22 protein-coding genes and 1 riboswitch are annotated in these 22,261 nt (G+C 67.2%); of the genes, 7 read left to right on the top strand and 15 right to left on the bottom strand.

What is annotated here, in order from left to right; translation table 11 throughout:
* Positions 1-6 precede the first annotated feature (6 nt).
* The 5 genes from BMX36_RS16645 to BMX36_RS16625 are packed head-to-tail and all read right to left on the bottom strand — an operon-like array spanning position 7 to position 5,593.
* Positions 7-1,065 carry a c-type cytochrome gene (locus BMX36_RS16645; protein ID WP_093067259.1) on the bottom strand — a complete coding sequence of 353 codons (1,059 nt, stop codon included), beginning with the start codon at positions 1,063-1,065 and terminating at the stop codon, positions 7-9.
* Positions 1,062-1,664: a cytochrome c oxidase assembly protein gene (locus BMX36_RS16640; protein ID WP_066782234.1), complete on the bottom strand. Its 603-nt coding sequence runs from the start codon at positions 1,662-1,664 to the stop codon at positions 1,062-1,064. Before BMX36_RS16640 ends, BMX36_RS16645 begins: the two co-directional genes overlap by 4 nt.
* Complete coding sequence (locus BMX36_RS16635) at positions 1,661-2,041, bottom strand: hypothetical protein (protein WP_066782232.1); 381 nt, start codon at positions 2,039-2,041, stop codon at positions 1,661-1,663. Before BMX36_RS16635 ends, BMX36_RS16640 begins: the two co-directional genes overlap by 4 nt.
* 1 nt (position 2,042) lies before the next feature.
* Positions 2,043-4,559 (bottom strand): cbb3-type cytochrome c oxidase subunit I, encoded by a 2,517-nt coding sequence (locus tag BMX36_RS16630; protein ID WP_093067256.1) that lies wholly within the window; start codon positions 4,557-4,559, stop codon positions 2,043-2,045.
* Complete coding sequence (locus BMX36_RS16625; protein WP_371262930.1) at positions 4,556-5,593, bottom strand: c-type cytochrome; 1,038 nt, start codon at positions 5,591-5,593, stop codon at positions 4,556-4,558. The genes BMX36_RS16630 and BMX36_RS16625 overlap by 4 nt, the downstream gene beginning before the upstream one ends.
* A 279-nt stretch (positions 5,594-5,872) precedes the next feature.
* On the opposite strand from BMX36_RS16625, the gene BMX36_RS16620 reads away from it, so the two are divergent.
* Entirely contained in the window at positions 5,873-7,051 is a 1,179-nt protein-coding gene (locus BMX36_RS16620) for a calcium-binding protein (protein WP_093067254.1), read from the top strand.
* A 615-nt stretch (positions 7,052-7,666) separates the two neighbouring features.
* On the opposite strand, the gene BMX36_RS16615 is transcribed toward BMX36_RS16620, so the two are convergent.
* Together BMX36_RS16615 and BMX36_RS16610 are read right to left on the bottom strand one after the other, a co-directional pair.
* The gene (locus BMX36_RS16615) at positions 7,667-8,428 is read right to left on the bottom strand and encodes a crotonase/enoyl-CoA hydratase family protein (RefSeq protein ID WP_093067251.1); all 762 of its coding nucleotides are present in this window, start codon (positions 8,426-8,428) and stop codon (positions 7,667-7,669) included.
* A 166-nt stretch (positions 8,429-8,594) separates the two neighbouring features.
* Positions 8,595-9,236 (bottom strand): LysE family translocator, encoded by a 642-nt coding sequence (locus BMX36_RS16610; protein WP_256210853.1) that lies wholly within the window; start codon positions 9,234-9,236, stop codon positions 8,595-8,597.
* A gap of 132 nt (positions 9,237-9,368) precedes the next feature.
* On the opposite strand from BMX36_RS16610, the gene BMX36_RS16605 reads away from it, so the two are divergent.
* On the top strand, positions 9,369-9,680 hold the full coding sequence (locus tag BMX36_RS16605) for a hypothetical protein (RefSeq protein ID WP_093067248.1): 312 nt from the start codon (positions 9,369-9,371) through the stop codon (positions 9,678-9,680).
* Positions 9,681-9,705: 25 nt separating this feature from the next.
* Here BMX36_RS16605 and BMX36_RS16600 read toward each other — a convergent pair whose 3' ends face one another.
* Together BMX36_RS16600 and BMX36_RS16595 are read right to left on the bottom strand one after the other, a co-directional pair.
* Positions 9,706-11,271, bottom strand: coding sequence for a long-chain-fatty-acid--CoA ligase (locus BMX36_RS16600; protein ID WP_093067246.1), 1,566 nt, complete (start codon positions 11,269-11,271; stop codon positions 9,706-9,708).
* 42 nt (positions 11,272-11,313) lie between these two features.
* Positions 11,314-12,234 (bottom strand): DMT family transporter, encoded by a 921-nt coding sequence (locus BMX36_RS16595; protein WP_371262929.1) that lies wholly within the window; start codon positions 12,232-12,234, stop codon positions 11,314-11,316.
* A 409-nt stretch (positions 12,235-12,643) separates the two neighbouring features.
* Positions 12,644-12,866: riboswitch (cobalamin riboswitch) on the top strand.
* Positions 12,867-12,991: 125 nt separating this feature from the next.
* Between BMX36_RS16595 and BMX36_RS16590 the strand changes: the two genes are divergently transcribed.
* The 4 genes from BMX36_RS16590 (at position 12,992) to BMX36_RS16575 (ending at position 16,886) form a co-directional block, all read left to right on the top strand.
* Complete coding sequence (locus tag BMX36_RS16590) at positions 12,992-13,978, top strand: DUF1852 domain-containing protein (RefSeq protein WP_093067243.1); 987 nt, start codon at positions 12,992-12,994, stop codon at positions 13,976-13,978.
* Positions 13,979-14,006: 28 nt separating this feature from the next.
* On the top strand, positions 14,007-15,035 hold the full coding sequence (locus BMX36_RS16585; RefSeq protein ID WP_177179193.1) for a methionine synthase: 1,029 nt from the start codon (positions 14,007-14,009) through the stop codon (positions 15,033-15,035).
* A gap of 221 nt (positions 15,036-15,256) precedes the next feature.
* Positions 15,257-16,255, top strand: a complete 999-nt coding sequence (locus tag BMX36_RS16580) for a bile acid:sodium symporter family protein (RefSeq protein WP_177179192.1) — start codon at positions 15,257-15,259, stop codon at positions 16,253-16,255.
* A gap of 313 nt (positions 16,256-16,568) precedes the next feature.
* Positions 16,569-16,886, top strand: coding sequence for a DUF6968 family protein (locus BMX36_RS16575; RefSeq protein ID WP_143058598.1), 318 nt, complete (start codon positions 16,569-16,571; stop codon positions 16,884-16,886).
* Between the two features lie 51 nt (positions 16,887-16,937).
* Here BMX36_RS16575 and BMX36_RS16570 read toward each other — a convergent pair whose 3' ends face one another.
* The 6 genes from BMX36_RS16570 to BMX36_RS16545 form a co-directional block, all read right to left on the bottom strand.
* Positions 16,938-17,546, bottom strand: coding sequence for a flavodoxin family protein (locus tag BMX36_RS16570; protein ID WP_093067233.1), 609 nt, complete (start codon positions 17,544-17,546; stop codon positions 16,938-16,940).
* A 208-nt stretch (positions 17,547-17,754) separates the two neighbouring features.
* Complete coding sequence (locus BMX36_RS16565; RefSeq protein WP_066782213.1) at positions 17,755-18,372, bottom strand: VOC family protein; 618 nt, start codon at positions 18,370-18,372, stop codon at positions 17,755-17,757.
* Between the two features lie 20 nt (positions 18,373-18,392).
* Positions 18,393-19,013 (bottom strand): glutathione S-transferase family protein, encoded by a 621-nt coding sequence (locus tag BMX36_RS16560; protein ID WP_093067231.1) that lies wholly within the window; start codon positions 19,011-19,013, stop codon positions 18,393-18,395.
* A gap of 61 nt (positions 19,014-19,074) precedes the next feature.
* Complete coding sequence (locus BMX36_RS16555) at positions 19,075-19,716, bottom strand: carboxymuconolactone decarboxylase family protein (RefSeq protein ID WP_093067229.1); 642 nt, start codon at positions 19,714-19,716, stop codon at positions 19,075-19,077.
* A gap of 12 nt (positions 19,717-19,728) precedes the next feature.
* Positions 19,729-20,115, bottom strand: a complete 387-nt coding sequence (locus tag BMX36_RS16550; RefSeq protein ID WP_066782216.1) for a nuclear transport factor 2 family protein — start codon at positions 20,113-20,115, stop codon at positions 19,729-19,731.
* Positions 20,115-21,473, bottom strand: coding sequence for a spinster family MFS transporter (locus BMX36_RS16545; protein WP_177179191.1), 1,359 nt, complete (start codon positions 21,471-21,473; stop codon positions 20,115-20,117). The genes BMX36_RS16550 and BMX36_RS16545 overlap by 1 nt, the downstream gene beginning before the upstream one ends.
* A 270-nt stretch (positions 21,474-21,743) precedes the next feature.
* Between BMX36_RS16545 and uraH the strand changes: the two genes are divergently transcribed.
* Complete coding sequence (gene uraH, locus BMX36_RS16535) at positions 21,744-22,136, top strand: hydroxyisourate hydrolase (protein ID WP_093067224.1); 393 nt, start codon at positions 21,744-21,746, stop codon at positions 22,134-22,136.
* The last annotated feature ends 125 nt before the right edge of the window (positions 22,137-22,261 follow it).

The following is a 22,261-nucleotide window of genomic DNA, read 5'->3' as shown; positions in this document are numbered from 1 at the left end:
CGCTTCCTAGCGCGGCGGGGCGGCGGCGAGGTGGGCGGCGAGGCGATCGATCATCTCCTCCGGAATGCGGCGGGCGATGACCGGCATGGTCGCCTGGCTCTGGCGGGCGTCCACTTCCTTCTCGTCACCGCGCATCTGGCGCAGGCGGGCGGCGAGATATTCCGGCTTCTGCCCGGCGAGCACCGGATAGGGCTTGGCCGGCGTGTGGCAGCTGGCGCAGGCGGGCAGTTCCTTGTCCGGAAGGCCGATGCGCGCGATCTGCTCGGCCGCGGCGTCATGGGGCGCATTCACTGCCCCTCCCCTGCCCGTTCCGGCACCCAGGCCCGGCAGCGCGGCGAAATGCCGCGACAATTGCCGCATCTCCGCCCCCGACAGGCGCGAGGCGGCATGGCCCATAACCGCGCTTTGCCGTGTGCCGTCCTGAAAGGCGCGCAGCGCGGCGAGCAGATAGGCCGGCTTCTGACCGCCGAGGACCGGAATGTCCGGCGCGCCGCGCCCCCGCCCGTCCGCGCCGTGGCAGCCGGCACAGGCGGCAAGGCCGGGAGCCGAGGCGATGCGCGCGGTGCCGCCGGTGAGCGCGTCGAACTGCGCCGGCGTCATCCCCGGCAGGCGGCGGACCAGCGCGACCATGCGGCGGATCTCATCCTGGCGCGCGCGCGCCGGCCAGGCGGGCATGCCGGTCATCTTCACGCCATGGTCGATGATCCAGAACAATTCGCGGTCGCTCCATTCCCCGGCGGTGCGCGCAAGATCGGGCGCCGGCGGGGTGGCGGCCTTGAACACCGGCGATGGCTTTATCCCCGGCGCGCCGTGGCAGGTGGCGCAGGCGGCGGCGAAGTGACCCGCCGCGCTGACCAGCCCGGACGGATCCGATGCCTCGCGCGGGCTGGTGAGCGTGCTGCGCGTGTCCACCGAATTGCGCATCACCCAGTGAAGGAACCAGTCAGTGATCGCCCAATGCCCGCTGGAGGCGGCGACGTTGATCGCGCCCGACCAGGCGACCAAGAGGCCGAGCAGCCCGAGCACCAGCGCCGCGAGCGAAGCGCGCAGCCATGTGATCCTCATGCCCGCGCCTCCTGCCGCAACAATCCGCCAAGCACCGCCAGCCCGCCGATCAGATAGGCCGCGCCGCCGACCAGCAGCATGACGACGCCCGACAATTGCTGATCCTGCATCGGATCGAGCAGCGCCATCGCGCCATGGCTGCCATGGCCGGCGGCATAGAGCGGGCGCGGGGCGAGCGCGATCAGTGCGCCGAGCAAGGTCATGTGCATGGAGGTGAGGAGGAGCACGCCGACGCCGCTCGCCCGCGCCCATGCCGGGCGGGCCAGCACCGCCGACCACAGGAGGACGCCGGCGCCGAGGAACGACAGCTGCTCCACCACCATCACCGCCAGTGACTGCGCCGCGGCGGCGCGCAGCGCGGGGACGTGCCAGGACCAGACCAGCGCCAGCTCCACCATGCTCATGGCGAAAGGGGTGACGATGCGCGGCCAGCGCTGCGCCGGATCAAGCGGCGTGCCGCGCACCGCCAGCGACAGCAGCGGCGCGGCGACCGCCACCGCGATCATGTGCGCGATCATATGCCCCGTCATGCCAAGCGGCGCGGCCACCCAGCCGGCACCCAGCAGCGCGAGCGCGGCGAGAAGCGGCGCGCGCCTCACCGGCAATCCTCGATGAACACCACCGGCGCGGCGGTGAAGATCACGCCGACGAAGCTGAGCCCCGCGAGCAGCAGTGTCGAATAAGCAAGGAAGCGCAGCCGATCCGTTTCCGTCCCCTGTTCATGCGGCGGATCATCCCCCGGCGTGCGCGACTGGACCAGCGCGATCCAGCCGGCCGCCAGGATCACCAGCAGCGCCAGAATGGTGCCGGCCCAGAACAGCACGGGCGCCTCGGCGAAATAGCCCCGCTTGGCGCAGCTGAGCGCCGCCCAGAGATAGGAGAAGAGGAAATGCGCGGCCCAGGTCGTCGGCGGGACGATCAGCGTCCACAAGGTGACGCGCAGGCTGCGGAAGCGGCGATGCAGGCGGTCCAGCACGTCAGGCCACCTCCGGGAACAGCCCGAGCGTGCCCCAGCACACGATGGCGGTGAACAGCATGAAGTGATGATACAGCGCGGTGTTGCGGATGTCGGCATCATGCACCGGCGTCGCGCGGCCGGCGATGCTGCGCGCCAGCGCGTAGAATTGCGCAATGGCGCCGACGCCCGAGTGGATCACCGTCCAGATCGCCAGCAGCCACACCATCGCGGGATAGCTGTGCGCGGCGGGATCGAGCCCGTGGAGCCATGGCCCGGCGAGCCCTGCCGGGATCGCCAGCACCGACCCCAATCCGCCCAGCGCGAGCAGCAGGCGCGTCGCCGCCACCGCGCCGCGCCGGTTCAGCTCCCGCGCGGCGATCGTCACCGCCCAGCTGACGGCGGCGAGCCCCAGCGCAACCATCGGCCAGGTGATGCCCGGCCCCGGCATGTCGGGCGGCGGGAACACGGGATGCACCGTCCAGAAGAAATAATAGCCGAACACCAGCCCGGCAAAGGCGGTCGCGTCGGCCAGCATGGTGATGAACATGGCCCACCAGCCGGGTGCCTGCGGCCCGGACAGGTATAGCGGCAGTTCCAGCCCGTGGCCGATCGGCTTGCACGGCTTTTCCGGGATCTCCGCCGTGGTCCACATCCAGGCGAGCACCAGCCCGAGCGTCACCACCCCGCTGGCCAGCGCGGCCCAGTAGAAGTGGAAGGTCGTCAGGATGAACACGCCGCCAAGCGCAAAGGCGGTGAGCATCGGCAGCACCGAGGGCGTCGCCAGCCGCACCACGGCGAGCGGACGTGCATCCAGCACGGTGGTGCTGATCGTTTCGCGCCGCCCTTCCTCCGCATCGGGCAGGAAGAAGCGCCCCTCGTCCACCTTGCGCATGAAATCGGGCTGATCCCAGATCGGATAGCGTGTCTCGATCAGCGGAACCGAGCGGACACCCCAGGGCTCGTTTTCCGGTTCCGCCAGCCATTCCAGCGTGCCCGCGTTCCAGGGATTGCGCTTCGCCTTGCTGCGCGTCGGCGACAGGCACAGGTCGATGACGACGATCAGCATCCCGGCGGCGAACAGATAGGAACCGATGGTGGAGGCCATGTTGAGCCCGCCCAGCCCAAGCTCCGCCGGATAGGTGAACACGCGGCGCGGCATCCCCAGCAGCCCGGAGAAATGCATCGGGAAGAAGGTGAGATTGGCGCCGGCGAACATCACCCAGAAGGCGCTGCGGCCGAGCCGGTCGCTCAGCTTCTTTCCGGTGATGAGCGGCCAGTAATAATAAAGCCCGGCGATCAGCGGCATCAGCGTGCCGCCGATCAGCACGTAATGAAGGTGCGCGACGACGAAATAGGTATCGTGCGCCTGCCAGTCGAACGGCACGATCGCGACCATCACGCCGGTGAGCCCGCCGATGACGAAGATCGCGAGGCTGCCGGTGGCGAACAGCAGGGGCGTCGAGAAGATCACGCGCCCGGCCGCCAGCGTCGCGATCAGCGCGAAGATCTGCACGCCCGTCGGGATCACCACCGCCTGGCTGGCGGCGGAGAAGAACGCCAGGCTGATCTTCGGCAGGCCGGTGGTGAACATGTGGTGCACCCACAGGCCGAAGCTGAGGAACGCCGTGCCCACCGCCGCGAGGACGATATAGGGATAGCCGAGCAGGTGCCGCTGCGCGAAGGTCGGCACCAGCATGGCGAACAGCGCGATCGACGGCAGGAAGATGATATAGACTTCCGGGTGGCCGAAGATCCAGAACAGGTGCTGCCACAGCAGCGGATCGCCGCCGCGCGCCGCATCGAAGAACGGCCAGTCGAGCAGCCGCTCCATTTCGAACAACAGGTCGCCCGCGATCAGCGGCGGAAAGGCGAACAGGATCATCACCGCCACGACCAGGATGTACCAGGCGTACAGCGGCATGAGGTTCAGCCGCATCCCCGGCGGGCGGAACTTCAGGATGCCGACGATCAGCTCCACCGCCGCCGCCACCGAGGACACCTCGATAAAGGACAGGCCGAGCATCCAGATGTCGGCTCCGAGCCCCGACAGGTCGGTGCGGGTGGTGAACGGGGGATACATGAACCAGCCGCCATCGGGCGCGACATCGAAGAAGATCGAGCCGAGAACGAACACGCCGCCCAGGAGGAAGCTCCAATAGCCAAAGGCGGACAGGCGCGGGAACGGCAGGTCGCGCGCCCCCAGCAGCTGCGGCAGGAGGATGATCGACACCGCCTCGAACATCGGCACGGCGAACAGGAACATCATCGCCGACCCGTGCAGCGTGAACAGCTGATTGTAGGTCGAGGCGCTGGTGATCGTGCTTTCCGGCATGGCAAGCTGGGTGCGCATGATCAGCGCCAGCACACCGGCGAACAGCATGAAGCAGAAGGCGGTCAGCGTGTACCAGACGCCCACGGCATTGTTGTTGGTATCGGTCCAGCGCAGAAACAGCCCGCGCGGCGGCGCCCAGACGGCGCGCAGCCGTTCCTCCTGGGCGCGGCGCAGCTCGGGATCGTCCTGATCGTGCAGGCTCAACGCAGCTCTCCCAGATAGCGGGCGATGGCGCTCGCCTCCGCCTCGCTCATGTGCGAAAAGGCCGGCATGCGCGCGCCGGGCTTCGCTTCGGATGGATGGCGGATGAAGCGGGCGACCGCGGCCGGGTCCATCGGCAGGGTGCCGGCGCCAACCGTGCGGCGGGCGGCGAAATGGGTGAGATCCGGCCCGATCAGCCCGCCCTCGCCCGTGCCGCGGATCTGGTGGCAGCCGCCGCAGCCGTAGCTGGCGAAAAGCGCCCTGCCCTCGCCCGACGCGCCCGCCGCGGCGCGCGCGGGCTGCCGCTCCGCCGCGAGCCAGCGGTCAAAGGCGGCGGGCTCCATGGCGATCACCTCGAATGCCATCAGCGCATGCGAAAGCCCGCAGAATTCGGTGCACTGGCCGCGAAACAGCCCCGGCTTCACCGCGCGCACGGGCAGTTCGTTCACCCGGCCGGGGATCATGTCCATCTTGCCGGCGAGACCGGGAATCCAGAAGGCGTGCACCACGTCGCCGCCGTGCAGCCGGAAACGCACCGTGCGGCCGACCGGGATGCGAATGGCATTGGCGGCGTCGACCGGCGCGGCGCCGGGCGGATGATAGCGCACGCGCCACCAGAATTGCTCCCCCGTCACGTCAATCGTGAGATCGCCGGGCCCGGTCGGGCGCGGCTTCATCGCCGGCAGGCTGTAGATGAGGAGGCCGAGCAGCAGGACCGACGGCAGCACCGCCCCCGCCACCACGATCAGCCGCTCGCCGCCGCGCAGCGACAGCGACCCTTCCGGCGCGCGCACCGCCCAGCGGAACAGCAGCAAGAGCGCCGCCGCAATGACCAAAGCGCCGATCACCATCACCAGCGACAGATGCGCGATGCCGGCCGCTTCCTCGCCAAAGGTAGCCAGCGCGGACTGGTGCCGGTTGCAGCCGGCGAGCGCGAGCAAGGCGAAAGCGGGCAAAGCAGGAGCGAACGGCAGGCGCCAGTCGCACTTGCCGCCTTGGCTGCCAAAAATGATCGTTCTGCCCCCCAGCGCTGTCACCCGTTTCCCACTTCTTCCGCCCGGAGGCGGGCCCCTGAACCGCCGGCTGTGTCGCCGGTCGTGTGTCGACGCCCGTTTGACCGCGCGCGGGGCGGATTGGTTCCCCCGGCAACATAATTTCACGCAACATCAAGCCGGGTCACGGAGGTATGCCGCCGGGCAAAGGGCCATGGCCGAACGGGCATTCTTCGTATCGCAGGCGGAACCTTCATGCCCCCGCCCGCTGCCTCGGGAGGGGTATTCAGCGCGCTATCCCAAGCGCCTAATTACCGGTGCATCATGCGCAAATTCGCGAAAACCATCGACGGTGGCTATTCGGACGATGTGATCGTCGGCACCAGTCTCAACGATCTGATCCGCGCCCGCGCCGGGGCGGACCGCGTGGACGGGGGCGACGGCGACGACGATATCTATGGCGGTGACGGCCATGATTATCTGATCGGCGGCGCGGGGCTCGACTATCTGTATGGCGAGAACGGCAACGACCGGCTGGACGGCGGCTATGGCAAGGACCGGCTGATCGGCGCGAGCGGCAACGACATTCTTTCCGGCGGGGACGACGACGACCATCTCGACGGCGGCATCGGGCATGACCGCATCCTTGGCGATGCGGGCAACGACCTCATCTATGGCGGTGACGGGCGCGACTATCTGGACGGCGGCTATGGCGACGACATCATCTATGCCGGCGCGGACGACGATGGCTTCCTGAACGAGGTCAACCCGGCGACCGGCCAGCTGACCACCATGGCGGTGGCCGGCGGCGCGGGCCATGACATCATCTATGGCGAGGGCGGGAACGACAAGCTGAAGGGCCAGTCGGGCAACGACAAGGTCTATGGCGGCGACGGCAACGACCGGGTGGACGGCGGCGACGGCACCAACTGGCTGGACGGCGGGACCGGCGACGACATCATCTCCGCCGAGGACGGGGCGGACGTGCTGTTGGGCGGCGACGGGCGCGACACGATGCAGGCGGGCGCCGGCAACGATTACATGGAAGGCGGCAACGATCAGGACGCGATGCTGGGCGAGACCGGCAACGACCAGATGTTCGGCGACGCGGGCGACGACGTGCTGTCCGGCGGCACCGGCGCGGACCGCATCCACGGCGGCGCGGGGCATGACGAGATCGCCGGCGACGAGGGCGCGGACCGTTTGTGGGGCGATGCCGGCAACGACCGCTTCGTCTTCAGCGGCGCGGCGGCGCTGGGCGGCGGCGACGTGATCGAGGATTTCGAGAACGGCCTCGACCGCATCGTGCTGGAGGCGCTCGGCGTCACCGCCTATCGCTCGGGCGGGGGCAAGGGCACGGTTTTCGCGACCGACCTGTCGAGCGGCGACGTATCGGTGAACGTGGTGAGCTCCACGGGGGCGAAATTCTCCATCCTGCTCGAGGATCCCGGCGGATCGCTGACGGCGGCGCATATCAACGCGGCGGATTTCATCTTCGGCTGAGGGCGCGGCGGGGTTACGCGGCGGGCGGTGCCGACTGCCGGCCGCTCGCGGCTGGGGCGAGCCTTTTGCTTAGCCGCGTTGGTCATGCCGGGATTGTCGCGACAGCCACCGAGCGGTGAGCCGTGAGGTCGCAGCACAGGGGATCCTGGCACCGGGCCGGGGTAACGCCTCCTGCTGTGCCGGCCGCCGTTGCGCCAGGGTTTGATCCGGGCTTCTGGAAACACCTCCCCGGCGAAGGCCGGGGTCCAGGTGGGAAAGCGTTGGCAGATTCCGGTGTGCCTGCCAGCTTTGTCGCGCGACTGGGCCCCGGCCTTCGCCGGGGAGGCGGATCGATCTGGCTGGATCAAACCCTGACTCGATCGCTTGGGGTTTGCGGCACCCTGGATGCCGGGACCGGCCCGGCATGACGAAGGGGAGTGGGCGGGCGTGGTGGCGGTTGCGATGGCTTTCCCGACTGGGCCCCGGCCTTCGCCGGGGCGGGCTTGAGGGGCGCGTGACGGGCGAGGTTTCGGGATTGCCGGGAAGGTAAGCGCCGGCGCCGATACCCGCCGGGATGCCGCCTGGTTGGGGTGGCGGCCGGTGCGGCGGGTGGCCGCACCGGATGGGCCGTTGATGTTACTTGCCGGTCCAGTTCGGCTTGCGCTTCTCGGCGAAGGCGGCGGCGCCTTCGCGGGCGTCGGCGCTGGTGAAGACCGGGCCCATCAGCGCGCCCTGCTTGGCCCAGCGCTGATCCACCGGCCAGTCGCGATACTGGCTGATGATCTGCTTCGACACTTGCACCGCCAGCGGGCCGTTGGCGCTGATCGTCGCGGCGAGCTCCAGCGCAGCGTCGAGCGCGGCGCCTTCGGTGATGCGGTTGATAAGGCCGAGCTGATAGGCGCGATCCGCATCGATGAAGTCGCCGGTGACGGCCAGCTCAAGCGCGATCCGCTGCGGGATCTGCTCGGGCAGGCGGATGAGGCCGCCGGCGCCGGCGACCAGGCCGCGCTTCGCCTCCGGGATGCCGAACTTCGCCTTGCTGTTCGCGACTACCATGTCGCAGGCGATCATCAGTTCCAGCCCGCCGGCCAGCGCATAGCCGTCAACCGCGGCGATCAGCGGCTTCTTGGGCGGCGCTTCGGTCAACCCGCCGAAGCCGCGACCGGGCACGGAGGGCGTTTCGCCGCGCAGAAAGCCCTTGAGGTCCATGCCCGAACAGAAGGTGCCGCCAGCCCCGGTGATGATCGCGACGCGCAGGGCGTCCTCGGAATCGAGCCGGTCCATCGCCGCCGCAATCCCCTCGGCCGCGGCCTTGGTCATCGCGTTCTTCTGTTCGGGGCGGTTGATGGTGACGATCAGGATGCCATCCTGATCACGCGTCAGAACTTCGTCGGTCATGGTCCTTCTCCCTTTATCTTGTCCGGCGATTGTCCGGTGCCGTCATGGCTTCCGGCTTTTTCGCGTGCCGTCAACGACGAGAATCTGGTGCCGGCGAAAGCCTGCATGGCACAGCGGCGCCGCGCCTGGCGCCTGACATTGATGCCCGTTGCGCGGGAGAAATCCGCTATCGCGCGCTGGAGGTCGCCAGCTTCAGCCCGAAAAGGACGAACACGCCGCCGGTAAGCCGATCCAGCCCGCGCACCGCTTTCGGCTGGCGCAGGAAGCGGCCCAGCGGAACCGTTGCCGCGATCAGCAGGGCGAACCACAGCAACGTCAGCAGGACGTGAAGCGCGGCAAGAAAGAAGGAATAGGCCGCGACGCTCGCGCCGGCCGGCACGAACTGCGGAAGGAAGGTGATGTAGAAGACGCCGATCTTGGGGTTCAGGAGGTTGGTCAGAAGCCCGCGCCAGAAGGCGTCACGCCCCTTTCGGCCCGGCTGATCGCCGGGCGCGAACGTCAGGCCGGCACGGGGCCTGAGCAGAAGCTTCGCGCCCAGCCAGAGGAGATAGGCCGCGCCCGCGAACTTCACGATCGTATAGCCCAGTTCGGACGCCTTGAGCATGGCGCCAAGGCCGATCGACACGGCGCCGCCCCAGATGAGGCAGCCGAGGGTGATGCCAGCCGACGCCATGACCGCCGGTCGCCTGCCCTCAACCGTCGCCGCGCGCAGCACCATGGCGGTGTCCACGCCGGGCGTGACGGTCAAGATCGTGGCAGCCACGATGAAGGCGATCAGCAACGTACCGTCGATCATGCCGGGGAACATGCTGCGATCATGCGGGGGTGACTAACACGAACGCGATGGGTGATCCATGTCGTCGCGATCGGCAGGCCCAAGGTTGTCCGGGCGGCCGGGAGGACCTAGCTCCCTCGACGCGCATCAAAGGGAATTCACGCCATGAAGATCGCCCTCCCGCTTGCCGCCCTCCCCCTTGCAGCCGTCGCCCTGCTGACGCCAACCCTCGCCGCCGCGCAGTCGATGAACGGGCCGAACTATTCGACCTATGAGCCCGGCTTTCGCGCCAATTCGCTGATCCCGGCAAGCGACACGCCGACCATGCGGCGCGACAAGCTGAAACGGGCGCAGACGCTGCGCGCCGAGGTGGATGCGATGATGGCGGCGAACGGCGGCACCCTGACCGACAAGCAGCAGGCCTATGTGCGCCGCGAAGCCAACGATATCCTGAACAGGCGCGCTCCCTTCCGCTGAGCGCCCGGCGCGAAGCCCCGCCGCCTCACCCGACGGCGCGCTCGCGGCCCTGCCAGTAGCGGGCGCGCAGCTCGCGGCGGAGCACCTTGCCGGAAGGATTGCGGGGGAGCGCGTCGATGAACTCCACGGTCTTGGGCGCCTTGTAGGCGGCGATGCGCGCGCGGACCCAGGCGATGATCTGGGCGGGATCAGGGGCGGCGCCGGGTGCGGGCACGACCAGCGCCTTTACCGCCTCGCCCCAGCGTTCGTCGGGCACGCCGATCACCGCCACATCAGCGACGCCCGGGCAGCCTGCGATGGCATTCTCCACCTCCGCCGGATAGACATTCTCCCCGCCCGAGACGATCATGTCCTTGATGCGATCATGAACGAAGAAATGGTCGCTTTCGTCGCGATAGCCGGCATCGCCGGTGCGCAACCAGCCGCCCGCCAGCGTTTCCGCGGTGGCATCGGGGCGGTTCCAATATTCCTTCATCACGATATCGCCGCGGATCACGATCTCCCCGATCGCGCCGGGCGGCAACAGCGCGCCGTCGGGGCCCATGATGCCCATCTCCACATCGGGCCAGGGGCGGCCGCAGGAGACGAGCTTGCCCGGCAGATCATGGCCAGAAGGAGAGAGATAGGAACCGCTGCCGGCCGATTCCGTCATGCCGTAGAATTGCACAAAGCCGCAGCCGAAGGTGGCGCGGGCGCGGCGCAGCACGTCCGCCGCAATGGGCGAGGCGCCGTAAGCGATGGTGCGCAGCGCGGGATAGCGCTGCGCGGCGGCCTGCGGCTGCTGTAACAGCATCTGGATCATGGAAGGGGCAAGAAAGGTGTGCGCCACGCGCTCACGCGGCATCAGACCGACCACGGCGGCCGCGTCGAAATCCTTGACCAGCACGATCCGCCCGCCCTGCGCCAGCGCGGCGAAGCTGATGTTGGTGCCCGCGACATGGAACAGGGGCATGACGATCATCACCGTATCGCCCTCGTCATAGGCGAACCCGTCCACCTGCGTCGCCATTTCCATGAAACGGCGGTAGATGTGGTTGGTCAGCACCACGCCCTTGGGCCGGCCGGTGGTGCCGCTGGTATAGAGTTGCAGCACGTCATCCGCCGGCGTCGGCGTGTCCGCGGGCGCGGTGGCGGGCGCGTCGCCGATCCAGTTGGCGAGCGGGGCGAAGCGCGGATGCGCGCCATATAGCGCCACCAGCGCGGGCGGACGCGGCAGATCCGCCACGGCGGCGAGCGCAACCTCGAAGAAATCCTCGCCCACGAAGAGGATGGCGGGGGCCGCATCCTCCAGGATGCCGGCGATCTCCACCGCGGACAGCCGGCAGTTGATCGGTGCGAGGCAGGCGCGGGCGCGCGCGGTGCCGAAGAACAGCGGATACCAGCCATCATGATTCTTGGAGAGGACGGCGATCCGATCCCCCCTGCCCGCGCCCGCCGCGATCAGGGCATTGGCGATGCGATGCGACTGCCGGTCGAGCGCGGCATAGCTGGTCTCGCGCCCTTCAAAGGCGATGGCCACCGCCTCGCCGCGCGCCTCACGCTGCGCGGCGGGAATGTCGGCCAGGGTACGGATGGCGTCCAGATCGATCATGCGTTCCTCTCCCCCCGTCTTGCGGGCTGTCTATGCCCCCTTTCAGCGCAAAGCGCCGGCCAGCGCCAGCACCACGCCCGCGACCACCATCAGCAGCCCCGCCGCTTCGAAGCGATGAAACGGCTCCCGCAGGTACAACGCGGCAAAGGCGAGGGTGAACACCACCTCCACCTGCGCCACGATCCGCACCAGCGCGACCGGCGCGATCGCAAGCCCGGCGAACAGGCAGATCGATCCGGTGCCAGCGAGCAGCCCGACCTGCGCCGAAGTGCGCCACGTGCGCAGCACCGCGCGCAGCGTTCCCGGCTCCCGCATCGCGACCCACAGGCCAAGCGCCAAGACCTGGATCGCGATCACCGTCACCAGCGTGACCAGCGCGGCGAGCAGCGGCGCACCGGGATCGAGATGAAGCGCGGCGCGGCGGATGAACACGGCGGTGATCGCGAACAGTGCGCCCGCACCGAGCCCGCACAAGGCGGCCGGCTGGCCAAGCGCGCGCACCACATCCCGCCCGCGAAGATCGCGCCCGCCCAGCGCCAGCGTCAGCACGCCCGCCATGCCGAGCGTCACCGCCAGCCCGATCAGCATGCTGACCGGCTCCCCCAGGATCAGCCAGCCGAACAGCGCCGCCTGCACCGTTTCCGTCTTCGAAAAGGCGGTGCCGACGATGAAGTTGCGATAGCCAAAAGCCATGATGAGGAGGTTGGTGGCCAGCAATTGCGCCACTGCCGCCACCGCCGCCAGCGCGACAAAGGCAGCGTCCGGCACGGGCAGCCGCGCGTCGGTGAGCGACAGATAGCCGGCAAGTACGAGCAGCACGAGCGGCAGGCCATAGACGTAGCGCACAAGCCCCGCGCCATTGATCGACAGCTGCGCGCGAAGCCGCTGCTGCACGGCCGTGCGCCAGGCCTGGAGCAGGCCGGCGAGCATGGTGGCGGGGATCCAGGCGAGCGCCAGCGTCACGGCGCGTCCGGTAATGGCGGCATGATGCCAGTGATAGTTCGAAAGCTAAGCAATTGCCAGCACCCGCCCGTCGGGGCGTGCCTTCGGCTGATGCAGATGGCCGTCACGCGGCGTCACCCAGGTGCCTTTCGCACCGGTGATCGTGAATGCCTGCCCTCGCGCGAAAGAGCGCTGGTCACTCGGGGTCGCTCATGCCTTTCTGCCGGGAGCATCGAGCAGAACGTGCGGATGAGTTGACGTTATGAGACCAGCGGTTCGCCAGCGCGCTGATCGTTGCCGACCAGGATCGCGGTCGCCGCGCATGTGTGTCGCCGCTCGTCCGTTACGAAGACCCCGATCGCGCGGCGACAGCTCTCATTACCATATAAAGATATCTTTATATCTCCATTGACAGCGGCGGATCGATGGTGTTGAACAGCCATGTCGAGGTTCCCCATCCCAGGCGTGGCGATGGGGCTAAGACGGGAAGCCGGTGGTGTCCTTCGGGGCAGAATCCGGCGCTGCCCCCGCAACTGTAAGCGGCGAGCGGCGGCTCCAATTCGTGTCACTGGGCTTTGCAACGAGCCCGGGAAGGCCGGAGCCACCGCGTTGACCCGTGAGCCAGGAGACCTGCCTTTCGACGCCAAAACGTTCCTCGGACGGGGGTTCCTCCGGTGGATCGCGCTTGACGAAAGGCCCGTGGTTCATCGCCAGCCGGGCCTGCCTGTGGCTTGCGCGCTCTCGCCTGTGACCTCCGCCCGTTACAAGCAGGTGAGTCATGACGAACAGCGGCTTCACGTTCACGATCAGCAGCATCCCCTTCAACGAGGATTATCGTCCGGCCGACAACACGCGCATCACCACCAATTTCGCCAATCTCGCGCGCGGTGAAAGCCGACAGGAAAATCTGCGCAACACGCTGCGGATGATCGACAACCGCTTCAACTCTCTGGCGCATTGGGACAATCCGACCGGCAATCGCTATTCGGTGTCGCTCCGGATCATCTCCGTTTCGTTGCATGTCGACGTGCAGGAGGATGTCGACGGCTTTCCGATCATCGAGATCCTCGAGACAGCGATCATCGACAAGGCGACGGGCGAGAACATCCCCGGCATCGTCGGCAACAATTTCTCATCCTATGTTCGCGACTATGACTTCAGCGTGCTGCTGCCGGAATATCTGAAGGGGCACCCAGGAGGCGGCGTTCCCGAGGGATTTGGCGACCTGCACGGGAAGCTGTTCCAGCATTTTCTGAATTCGCGCGCATACCGCGGTCATTTCCGCAAGCCGCCCGTCATCTGCCTCAGCGTATCGAGCAGCAAGACCTATCAGCGGTCCACCAACGAACATCCGGTCCTTGGCGTGGAATATACCACCACGGATTATTCCGCGACTGACCGGTATTTCGCGAAGATGGGCATGATGGTGCGCTATTTCATGCCGAAACATGGCGTCGCGCCGCTCGCCTTCTATCACATCGGCGACCTGATCGGCGATTTCACCAATCTGGAACTGGCCAGCACGATCAGCACCATGGAGACATTCCAGAAGATCTACCGGCCGGAAATCTACAATGCCAATTCCGTCGCCGCGCAACATTACCAGCCGAGCCTCAAGTACCAGGACTATTCGCTGACCCGCATCGTCTACGATCGCGAGGAGCGCAGCCGGCTCGCCGTCGAGCAGGGCAGGTTCGCCGAAGAGCATTTCATCAAGCCGCATGGCGCGGCGCTGCAGCGCTGGTCCGCGACCGCCGGCCTTTGATCCTCCCGCACATCACAAGGTATCCATCATGACGACATTGTTGCCGACGACGACCGCGGGCAGCCTGCCCAAGCCTTCCTGGCTTGCCCAGCCCGAAACCCTGTGGTCGCCGTGGAAGCTGGAGGGCGAGGAACTGATCGCCGGCAAGCAGGACGCGCTGCGCCTGGCGGTCGACGATCAGCGGCAGGCGGGGATCGATATCCTGGGCGATGGCGAACAGACGCGCCAGCATTTCGTCACCACCTTCATCGAGCATCTGGACGGCGTCGATTTCGAGAAGCGCGAGACGGTGCGCATCCGCAACCGCTATGACGCGAGCGTGCCGACCGTCGTGGGGGCCGTTTCCCGCCCCAAGGCGGTCTTCGTCGACGATGCGCGCTTCCTGCGTGCGCAGACCGATCAGCCGATCAAGTGGACGCTCCCCGGCCCGATGACGATGATCGACACCCTTTATGACGCGCATTACCGCAGCCGCGAGAAGCTCGCCTGGGAATTCGCCTGCATCCTCAACGAGGAAGCCCGCGAGCTGGAGGCGGCCGGCGTCGACATCGTCCAGTTCGACGAGCCAGCGTTCAACGTGTTCTTCGACGAGGCGAACGACTGGGGCATCGCCACGCTGGAGCGCGCGGCCGAGGGGCTGAAGGCCGAAACCGCCGTCCACATCTGCTACGGCTATGGCATCAAGGCCAATACCGACTGGAAGAAGACGCTTGGCTCCGAATGGCGCCAGTATGAGGAAACCTTCCCCAATCTCCAGAAGTCGGCGATCGATATCATCTCGCTCGAATGCCAGAACTCGCGCGTGCCGATGGACCTGATCGAGCTGATCCGCGGCAAGAAGGTGATGGTCGGCGCCATCGACGTCGCGACCGACACGGTGGAGACGCCCGAGCAGGTCGCCGACACGCTGCGCAACGCGCTTCGCTTCGTGGATGCGGACAAGCTCTACCCGGCGACCAATTGCGGCATGGCGCCGCTGTCGCGCGCCGTCGCGCAGGGCAAGCTGAAGGCGCTGGGCGCGGGCGCCGATATCGTCCGCAAGGAACTGGCGGCCTGACCGACCGCCGATGCCGTTCGGCCGGCGCCGTTGGATTGGCTGGGTCGTTCGGCCGGTTGGGCCGTTCGGCGCTGACGATGACGCGCCGCGCCGGATGGTCGCCCCGCCGCCGGTGATCTCGCCCCTTCACAAGGCGGCTGGCCCGGCACAAGGGCGGGGATGCACAAGCAAACCGCCCATGCCCGCGCGGCAAGGGCGAAGCGCACACCGGGATCTTGACCATGAATGCCATCCTCAGCCGCCTGCGGATCGACGGCTATATCCTCGCGATCATGGGAATGGTGGCGCTCGCCGCGATCCTCCCGGCCCGGGGCACGGGCAAGGACATGCTCGATGTGGTGGTGCATGCCGCCATCGCCCTCCTGTTCTTCATCTACGGCGCGCGCATTTCCCGCCAGGCGATCTGGACGGGGATACTGCACTGGCGGCTGCAATCCCTGGTGTTCGCAACCACGTTCCTGGTCTTTCCGCTGCTCGGCTTCGCGATCACGAAGCTGGCGGGCGGGCACCTCGACAATGGCCTCGTCACGGGGCTGATGTTCGTCTCCCTGCTGCCCTCGACCGTGCAATCCTCGATCGCCTTCACGTCGATCGCGCGCGGCAACGTTCCCGCCGCCTTATGCTGTGCGTCGCTGTCGAACCTGGCCGGCGTGGTCATCACGCCGCTGCTCGCGACCATGTTCCTGAGCGCCGGCGCGGGCGGCATGTCCCTGGAATCGATGTGGGACATCGCGCTCCAGATCCTGCTGCCGTTCGTCGTCGGCCAGCTCGCGCGGCCGCTCGTCGGCGAATGGCTGAACCGGCAGAAGACGCTGACGATGCTCGTCGACCGCGGCTCGATCCTGCTCGTCGTCTATTCCGCGTTCAGCGCCGGCGTGGTGGCGGGGATCTGGAGCAAGGTGACGCCGCAGAGCCTCGCGCTCGTCATCCTCCTCGATCTCGTGATGCTTGCCGTCGTGCTGGTCGCCACCACGGCGGCAAGCCGGCTGCTGCGCTTCTCCAAGGAGGATGAGATCGCCATCGTGTTCTGCGGATCGAAGAAGAGCATGGCGAGCGGGCTGCCGATGGCCAACATCATCTTCCCGGCCAGCGCGGTTGGCCTGATCGTCCTGCCGCTGATGCTGTTCCACCAGATGCAGCTGATGGTCTGCGCCGCACTCGCCCGGCGTTATGCGCAGCGGGCGGAGGACGCCCTGCCCATCGTTCCCGTCCGGGCGTGACGTCGCTTCCCGGAGCCTGCGCCGGAGGAACGCCTGGTGCGGTGGGGCTGGTGAGCGCCACGGTGAAGAGCGCTGACGCCTTATCTTCGCCAACCCGGCGAAGGCGGGTGTCCATCGGCCCAGCGTGCCTTTTCGCGGGGTCCGGCGTTTATGGATCCCCGCCTTCGCGGGGATGACGGCAGAGGCGTTGCTGGTGAACATTCATCTCGGCCGACGCCTGCTTCCTAAATTACGTGTGGAAGCGGAATGACTGAAAGCGCCCCATTTGCGGGCATGCCGAGCCCAGGTAGGCAGATGCGTAAGAGGAACCCGCGTGCCCGACAACGTGATCGCCCGACGAGTGTTCAAGATCGATGGGCGCGACGCAGAGTGTCGCTTCTTCAAGCCCGACGAGGATCGCGGGAGCTTTTTCTGCCGATACGAAATCGATTGGCCGGAGGGCGTGAAGTCAAAGCGGGCCGGTGGCGTCGATGAAGTTCAAGCACTCCTGCTTGGGATGATGACAGCGCACACCGACCTTCTTGCGGCTCGGAACATGGACGGGCGTGTTGTTGAGTGGCTTGATGAGCGAAGCCTCGGTCTTCCAGTGACGCCAACCGTTCGAGACTGGGACCCAGACAACAATATATGACGACGAGTCACGTCCGCTTTCCACCCCACTTCCGACAAGCTCGTACCCGCTTCAATCCGCGCCGGGGATCGGGGCGTCTTTTAGCAGGCGGGCGAGGTGGGCTGCGTTTGTGGCGGTCATTGCGGCTGTTTTCTGTACCTTTTCCGGGGTTTCGGGCAGGTCCTTGAAGTCGACCGTGCCCATGGCCTCGCCGACCCAATAGCAGGCGGCGACCGGGGGGATCGTCCAGCCGGTGTCGTTGAGCGCCTGGAACCCCTGCGCCGAGGAAGCGTGCGCGCCATCCTCGTTGCCGACGATCGCCATCACCGCGACCTTGCCATAGCTCGGCATCCGGCCCTGATCGTCGGTTTCCGACAGAAAGGCGTCCATCCGCTCCAGCACGCGCTTCGCGACGCTGCCGATCTGGCCCATCCAGATCGGGCCGGCGAGGATCAGGATATCGTGCGCGAGGATCTTGGCGCGGATCGCGGGCCAGTCATCCCCCTCACCCTCGTCGCTGGTGACGCCGGGTTTGACGTTGTGCGCGGCGATGCGGATCGTTTCGGTGAGCGTCACGTCCACCCTGGCGAAGGCGCGTTCGAGCACGCCGATCATTGCGTCGGTGCTGCTTTCGCCTTGTGCCTTCAGCGTACAATTGAGTGCTATCGCCCGGATCGTCATGCCGCTCTCCTGTCGGGAGAGGGGACGCTTGGCGGTTCGTTTTCGATCCACGCATTTCGATGCGACGGCGCGAGAGATCGGCGCAGCTGCGCCGACCTCGGGCGATGACGGTCGCGCCACCCTGGACCCCGGCACGAGGCCGGGGTGACGCTGTCCCGCGACGCGGCGTGCGTTGCGGGAAAAGGCCCGGGAACGGCGCCCGACGCGCTTATTCGGCGGGGACCATCTCCGCGACGTCGTTCTCGGCCAGCGCCTTTTGCACGATCAGCCCTTCGCGCTTGGTGCCGTCCGCCGTCACCGGATCATGCGCCACATCGGCGTCGCTGAACGTCTTCGTCCAGGCGGCGAATTCGAGGCAGACGCCGTCGGGGTCGAAGAAATAGACCGACCGGACGAACACGTCGTCGTGCATGTGATCGGACGACTGGCTCGGCGAATCATCATGGTTCAGGATCTTGGTGACGGCGATCCCCTTGGCCTTCAGCCGATCATAATATTCGTCGAACTTCTCGGCCGGCACGTTGAACGCGATATGGTTCATGGAGCCGTGGGCGGAGGTGAAATCGCCCTGGGTGGGCAGCGCGGCAGGGGCGGAAATGCCGGGATGCGCCTGCGCCGCCTGCGGGAACCAGAAAAAGGCCAGGCTGTCGCCATTGCCCATGTCGAAGAAGAAATGCTGCCCGCGCCCGCCGGGCAGGTCGATCGTCTTGACCAGCGGCATGCCCAGCACGTCGCGGTAGAATTCCACGGTGCGCGCCATGTCCTTGCACACCAGTGCGAGGTGATTGACGCCCTTGAACTCGAACTGGCTGTTGGTGGCCGGCATCGTCGCTCTCCTTGTGCTATTCATGTTGCAGGCTGAAAGGCGGGCCGCTCCCCCACCCGATCGAACCACGCCGTCACATTGGTGAAGGCCGTATCGAGCGGCTGGCCGACGTTGCGGCCGAAATCGAGAAAGGCGAACAGCAGGATATCGGCCAGCGTGAAGCGGTCGCCGGCGATGTAGCGGCGGCCGGCGAGCTGCGCGTCGAACCAGGCGATCCCGTCCTGCGCCACCGCCTTCAGCCCGGCCGCCGCCTCCGGCAGGCAGCGCATCCGCGACTGGAACATCGGCAGCCCCTCCGACGAGCGGAAGCCGCTGGTCATCGGTTCGCACACCTTGAGATCCGCGCGGCGGGTCCACATGCGCGTTTCCGCCCGCTCCTGCGGCGTCGCGCCGATCAGCGGGGGCGTGGGATGAAGCTCCTCCAGATATTCGCAGATCGCGGTGATCTCCGTCAGGATGCTGCCGTCATCCAGCTCCAGCGCGGGCGTCTGGCCAGCGGGATTGACCGTTTCGTTATACGGCGCACGGCGATTTTCCCCGCCGCGAATGTCGACGGACACCTCAGGGATCGCGACGCCCTTTTCCGCCATGAACAGGCTCACGACGCGGGGATTCGGCCCGACCGAGTTGAAAAACCTCATCCTAAATCCTCACGACTCCATGTAGCGGAACTGCGGCTTTTCGTCAATCTGCTTGACGGTATCATGCGGGGCGAGGCGCGCTGAGGAAGTCGGCGGCCTTGAACCCTTCCGGCGCGGCGACCTCCGTGATGGGATCGGCGCGATTGTCGAATTCCATGCGCAGCGCGCGGGTGATCACGGCGTGCATGTCATACAGGCAGGTGATGTAGGTGAATTCGAAGATCTGCTCGTCATCCCAGAAGGTGCGCAGCTTTTCGAAAACCTGATCGGGCACGCGGCCGCCGGCCTGCGCGAGGCAATCGGCATAAGCGAGGACGGCGCGTTCCTGGTCGTCATAGCAATCCGCCACCGTCCAGTATGGCACGGCGGCGATCTTCTCCTCGCTGACCCCAAGACCGCGCAAGGACTTGCAATGCTGCGAAAAGACGAATTGGCTGCCCTTCACCCAGCCGGCGCGCGTTTGCCCCAGTTCACGCAGCACGGGGGAGATGCGGCGGGCCGGGTGGCGGTACACCGCAAAGCCATCCACGGCATGTTTGAAGATATCCGGCGCCAGCGCAAAGACCGTCCACCAATCCCCCGGCGTGCCCGTCGCGGTGCCCGGTTCCGCCACCGGATCGCGATCACCGAACAGGCGCTTGTAATAGGCAAGGACGGTATCGTCCTGGACGTCGGCGAGCGGCACCTGGCGCAAAACGGGCATCAATCGGCTCCTTCAAGCATATTTGCGGAACTGCGCGACGTGCGCGGAATCGAAATATTCATCGAGGCGGGTGATCCGGCCATCGGCCACCTGGCAGACAATCGCGCAGGGCAGGCGCACGCGCTCTCCATCATGGGTGCGCACGCCCTGAAGCACATGCTGCTGCACGAAGCCGCCGGGAAAGACATGGACGCGACGATCGGCGTAGCTGCGCTCCCCGATGCGGGCGACCATGCCGGTCAGCGTCTGCGCGGTCTGCTCGGGAGTGACGATCAGCTCATCCGTATTGTGCCAGATGGCGGCATCGGGCGCGAAGCTCGCCTGCATGGTGGCGATGTCACCCGCCTCGATCGCATCGAAGAAACGCCCGGCAAAGGCGCGCATCTCATCATCGGTCATCAGGCCTCTCCATCCGTGTGATAGCCGTGCATGTCGGCGCTGACGACGCGCGCCATGCGGAATTGCGCAATCGCGGCGAGCGCGGCGGCGGGCAGCGTGCAGAGCAAGGCGTAGCGCAGGCTTTCCGCGCCATGAGCGGGGGCGATCGCATCGCTGATCATGCCGATCACCAGCGGCCCGCCGCCCAGGCCGACAAGGTTGAACATCAGCAGCAGGATGGCGGAGGCGGTGGCGCGCGCCCGCGGCGGCGTGAGATTCTGCACCAAAGCCAGCGCCGGCGCGACATAGATGGTGCAGGCGACCATCGGCACCAGCATCAGCGCAAGCGACCATTGCCAGCTGTCCACCAGCAGCGCGGCGGCGAAGCTGGGAATCAGCACGAGCGTCGCGGCGCAGGGGACGAGCGCATAAGCCGCGGGCGAGCGGCGCGCGGCCCAGTTCACCAGCGCGCCGCCGCCCCAGATGCCAAGCCCGAAGGTGATGCCTGCGGCGGGCGCGAACCACGTGGCGAGCGCCGACAGCGGCATGCCCTGCGTGCGCATCAGAAAGGCGGGGATCCAGTTCAGCATGCCATAGCTGACAAAGGCGGAAAGCCCGCTGGCGATGGCGAGCATCCTGAGCGAACGGCGGCGCAGGAAGAGGGCGAAGCTGGCGCCCATGGGCAGCGCGGCCTGCGGCGCGGCAACGGGCCCGCGCGCGTCCATCTGCCCGCGCGCCGGCTCTCGCACCAGCATTACCAAGAGCGGCGCGGCGACCAATGCGCCGATCGCGCCGATCGCGATGAAGGCGCCGCGCCAGCCGATCGTCGCCGCCGCCCAGCCGCCGAATGCCGCGCCCAGGAACACGCCGAACGGGCCATTGGCGGTGAAGATGCCGATCACCAGCGGCCGGCGGTCGGGCGGGTAATAATCCGCCAGCACCGACAAGGACGGCGCGGTGCCCCCCGCCTCCCCCACACCCACGCCGAAGCGGGCGAGCGCGAGCTGCGCGAAATTGCCGGCAAGGCCGCAGGCGGCGGTGAACACGCTCCACACGGCGCAGGCCGCCGCGATCAGCCGCACCCGGTGCCAGCGATCCGCAGCCATGGCGAAAGGCACCCCCATCAGCGCATAGAACAGGGCAAAGCTGAGGCCGGTCAACAGCCCGAACTGGGTATCGCTGAAGGCCATTTCGGCGCGGATCGGCTCCACCAATACCGACAGCAATTGCCGGTCGACGAAGTTGAGCGTGCCGATCGCGAACAGCATCCACAGCGCCACCGTGCGGTGCGCGGCGCCGAGAGAAGCGGCCGCCGATGCGCCCGGCGTCGCGCTCTCTGGCGCGCCAGCCGCCCCGGTTTGCACAGCCGTATCGGTCATCCATCCTCCCCGCGCGCGATCCCCGGCCATTTGCCGTGACGATCCGCCTTGACGGGAAGCTTAGATACATAAGGGTCTTTGTCAATCTGGCTGACGATGCCAGTGCCATAAGGGTCCGGGGAGAGGCCGAGGTGACGGCGTTCTTCAAGCGCTGCCCGCGTTTCGGCGAAACGTGCCGCGTCCGCCGGGGCGGCGTTTCGGCGCGGGTGGATCCGGCGCCATGGCCGCGCCGTTGCTACGCTCCATTCCATCATCGCCAAGGATCGCACCATGAAGACCCCCGCCCTTGCCCTGCTCCTCAGCGCCATCGCCAGCCCGGCGGCGGCGGCCGACATTTCCACCCATGTGCTTGATCTGGGCCGCGGAGTCGGCGGTCAGGGCGTGCCGGTCGTGCTGATGAAGCAATTGGCGGACGGAGGCTGGCAGAAGGTCGGCTCGGCAAGCACCGACGGCAACGGCCGCGTCCGCGCTTTTGGCGAGGCAAAGGCGTTTGATATCGGCATCTATCGGCTGGTGTTCGACATGTCGCGCTATCCCGATGCCGCGGCCGCGCCGTTCTTTCCGGAGATCACCCTCACCTTCCGCGTCACCGATGCCGCCGCTCACTATCATGTGCCGGTCGTGGTGAGCCCCTATGGCTATTCGACCTATCGCGGAAATTAGGACGATTGCGCCCGGCACCGGCGACGACGATCGTCCGCATCGGGCCTGTCGCGTTCCATGCTCTGGAGGGTCGGCCGAGGCACGCTCTTGGACAAGCTGAGGCCAAACGGATCAGCGTGATCGAA

It is taken from the genome of Sphingomonas sp. OV641, from assembly GCF_900109205.1.
Classification (GTDB): Bacteria; Pseudomonadota; Alphaproteobacteria; order Sphingomonadales; family Sphingomonadaceae; genus Sphingomonas.
This window is presented reverse-complemented; position numbering and strand designations above follow the sequence as displayed.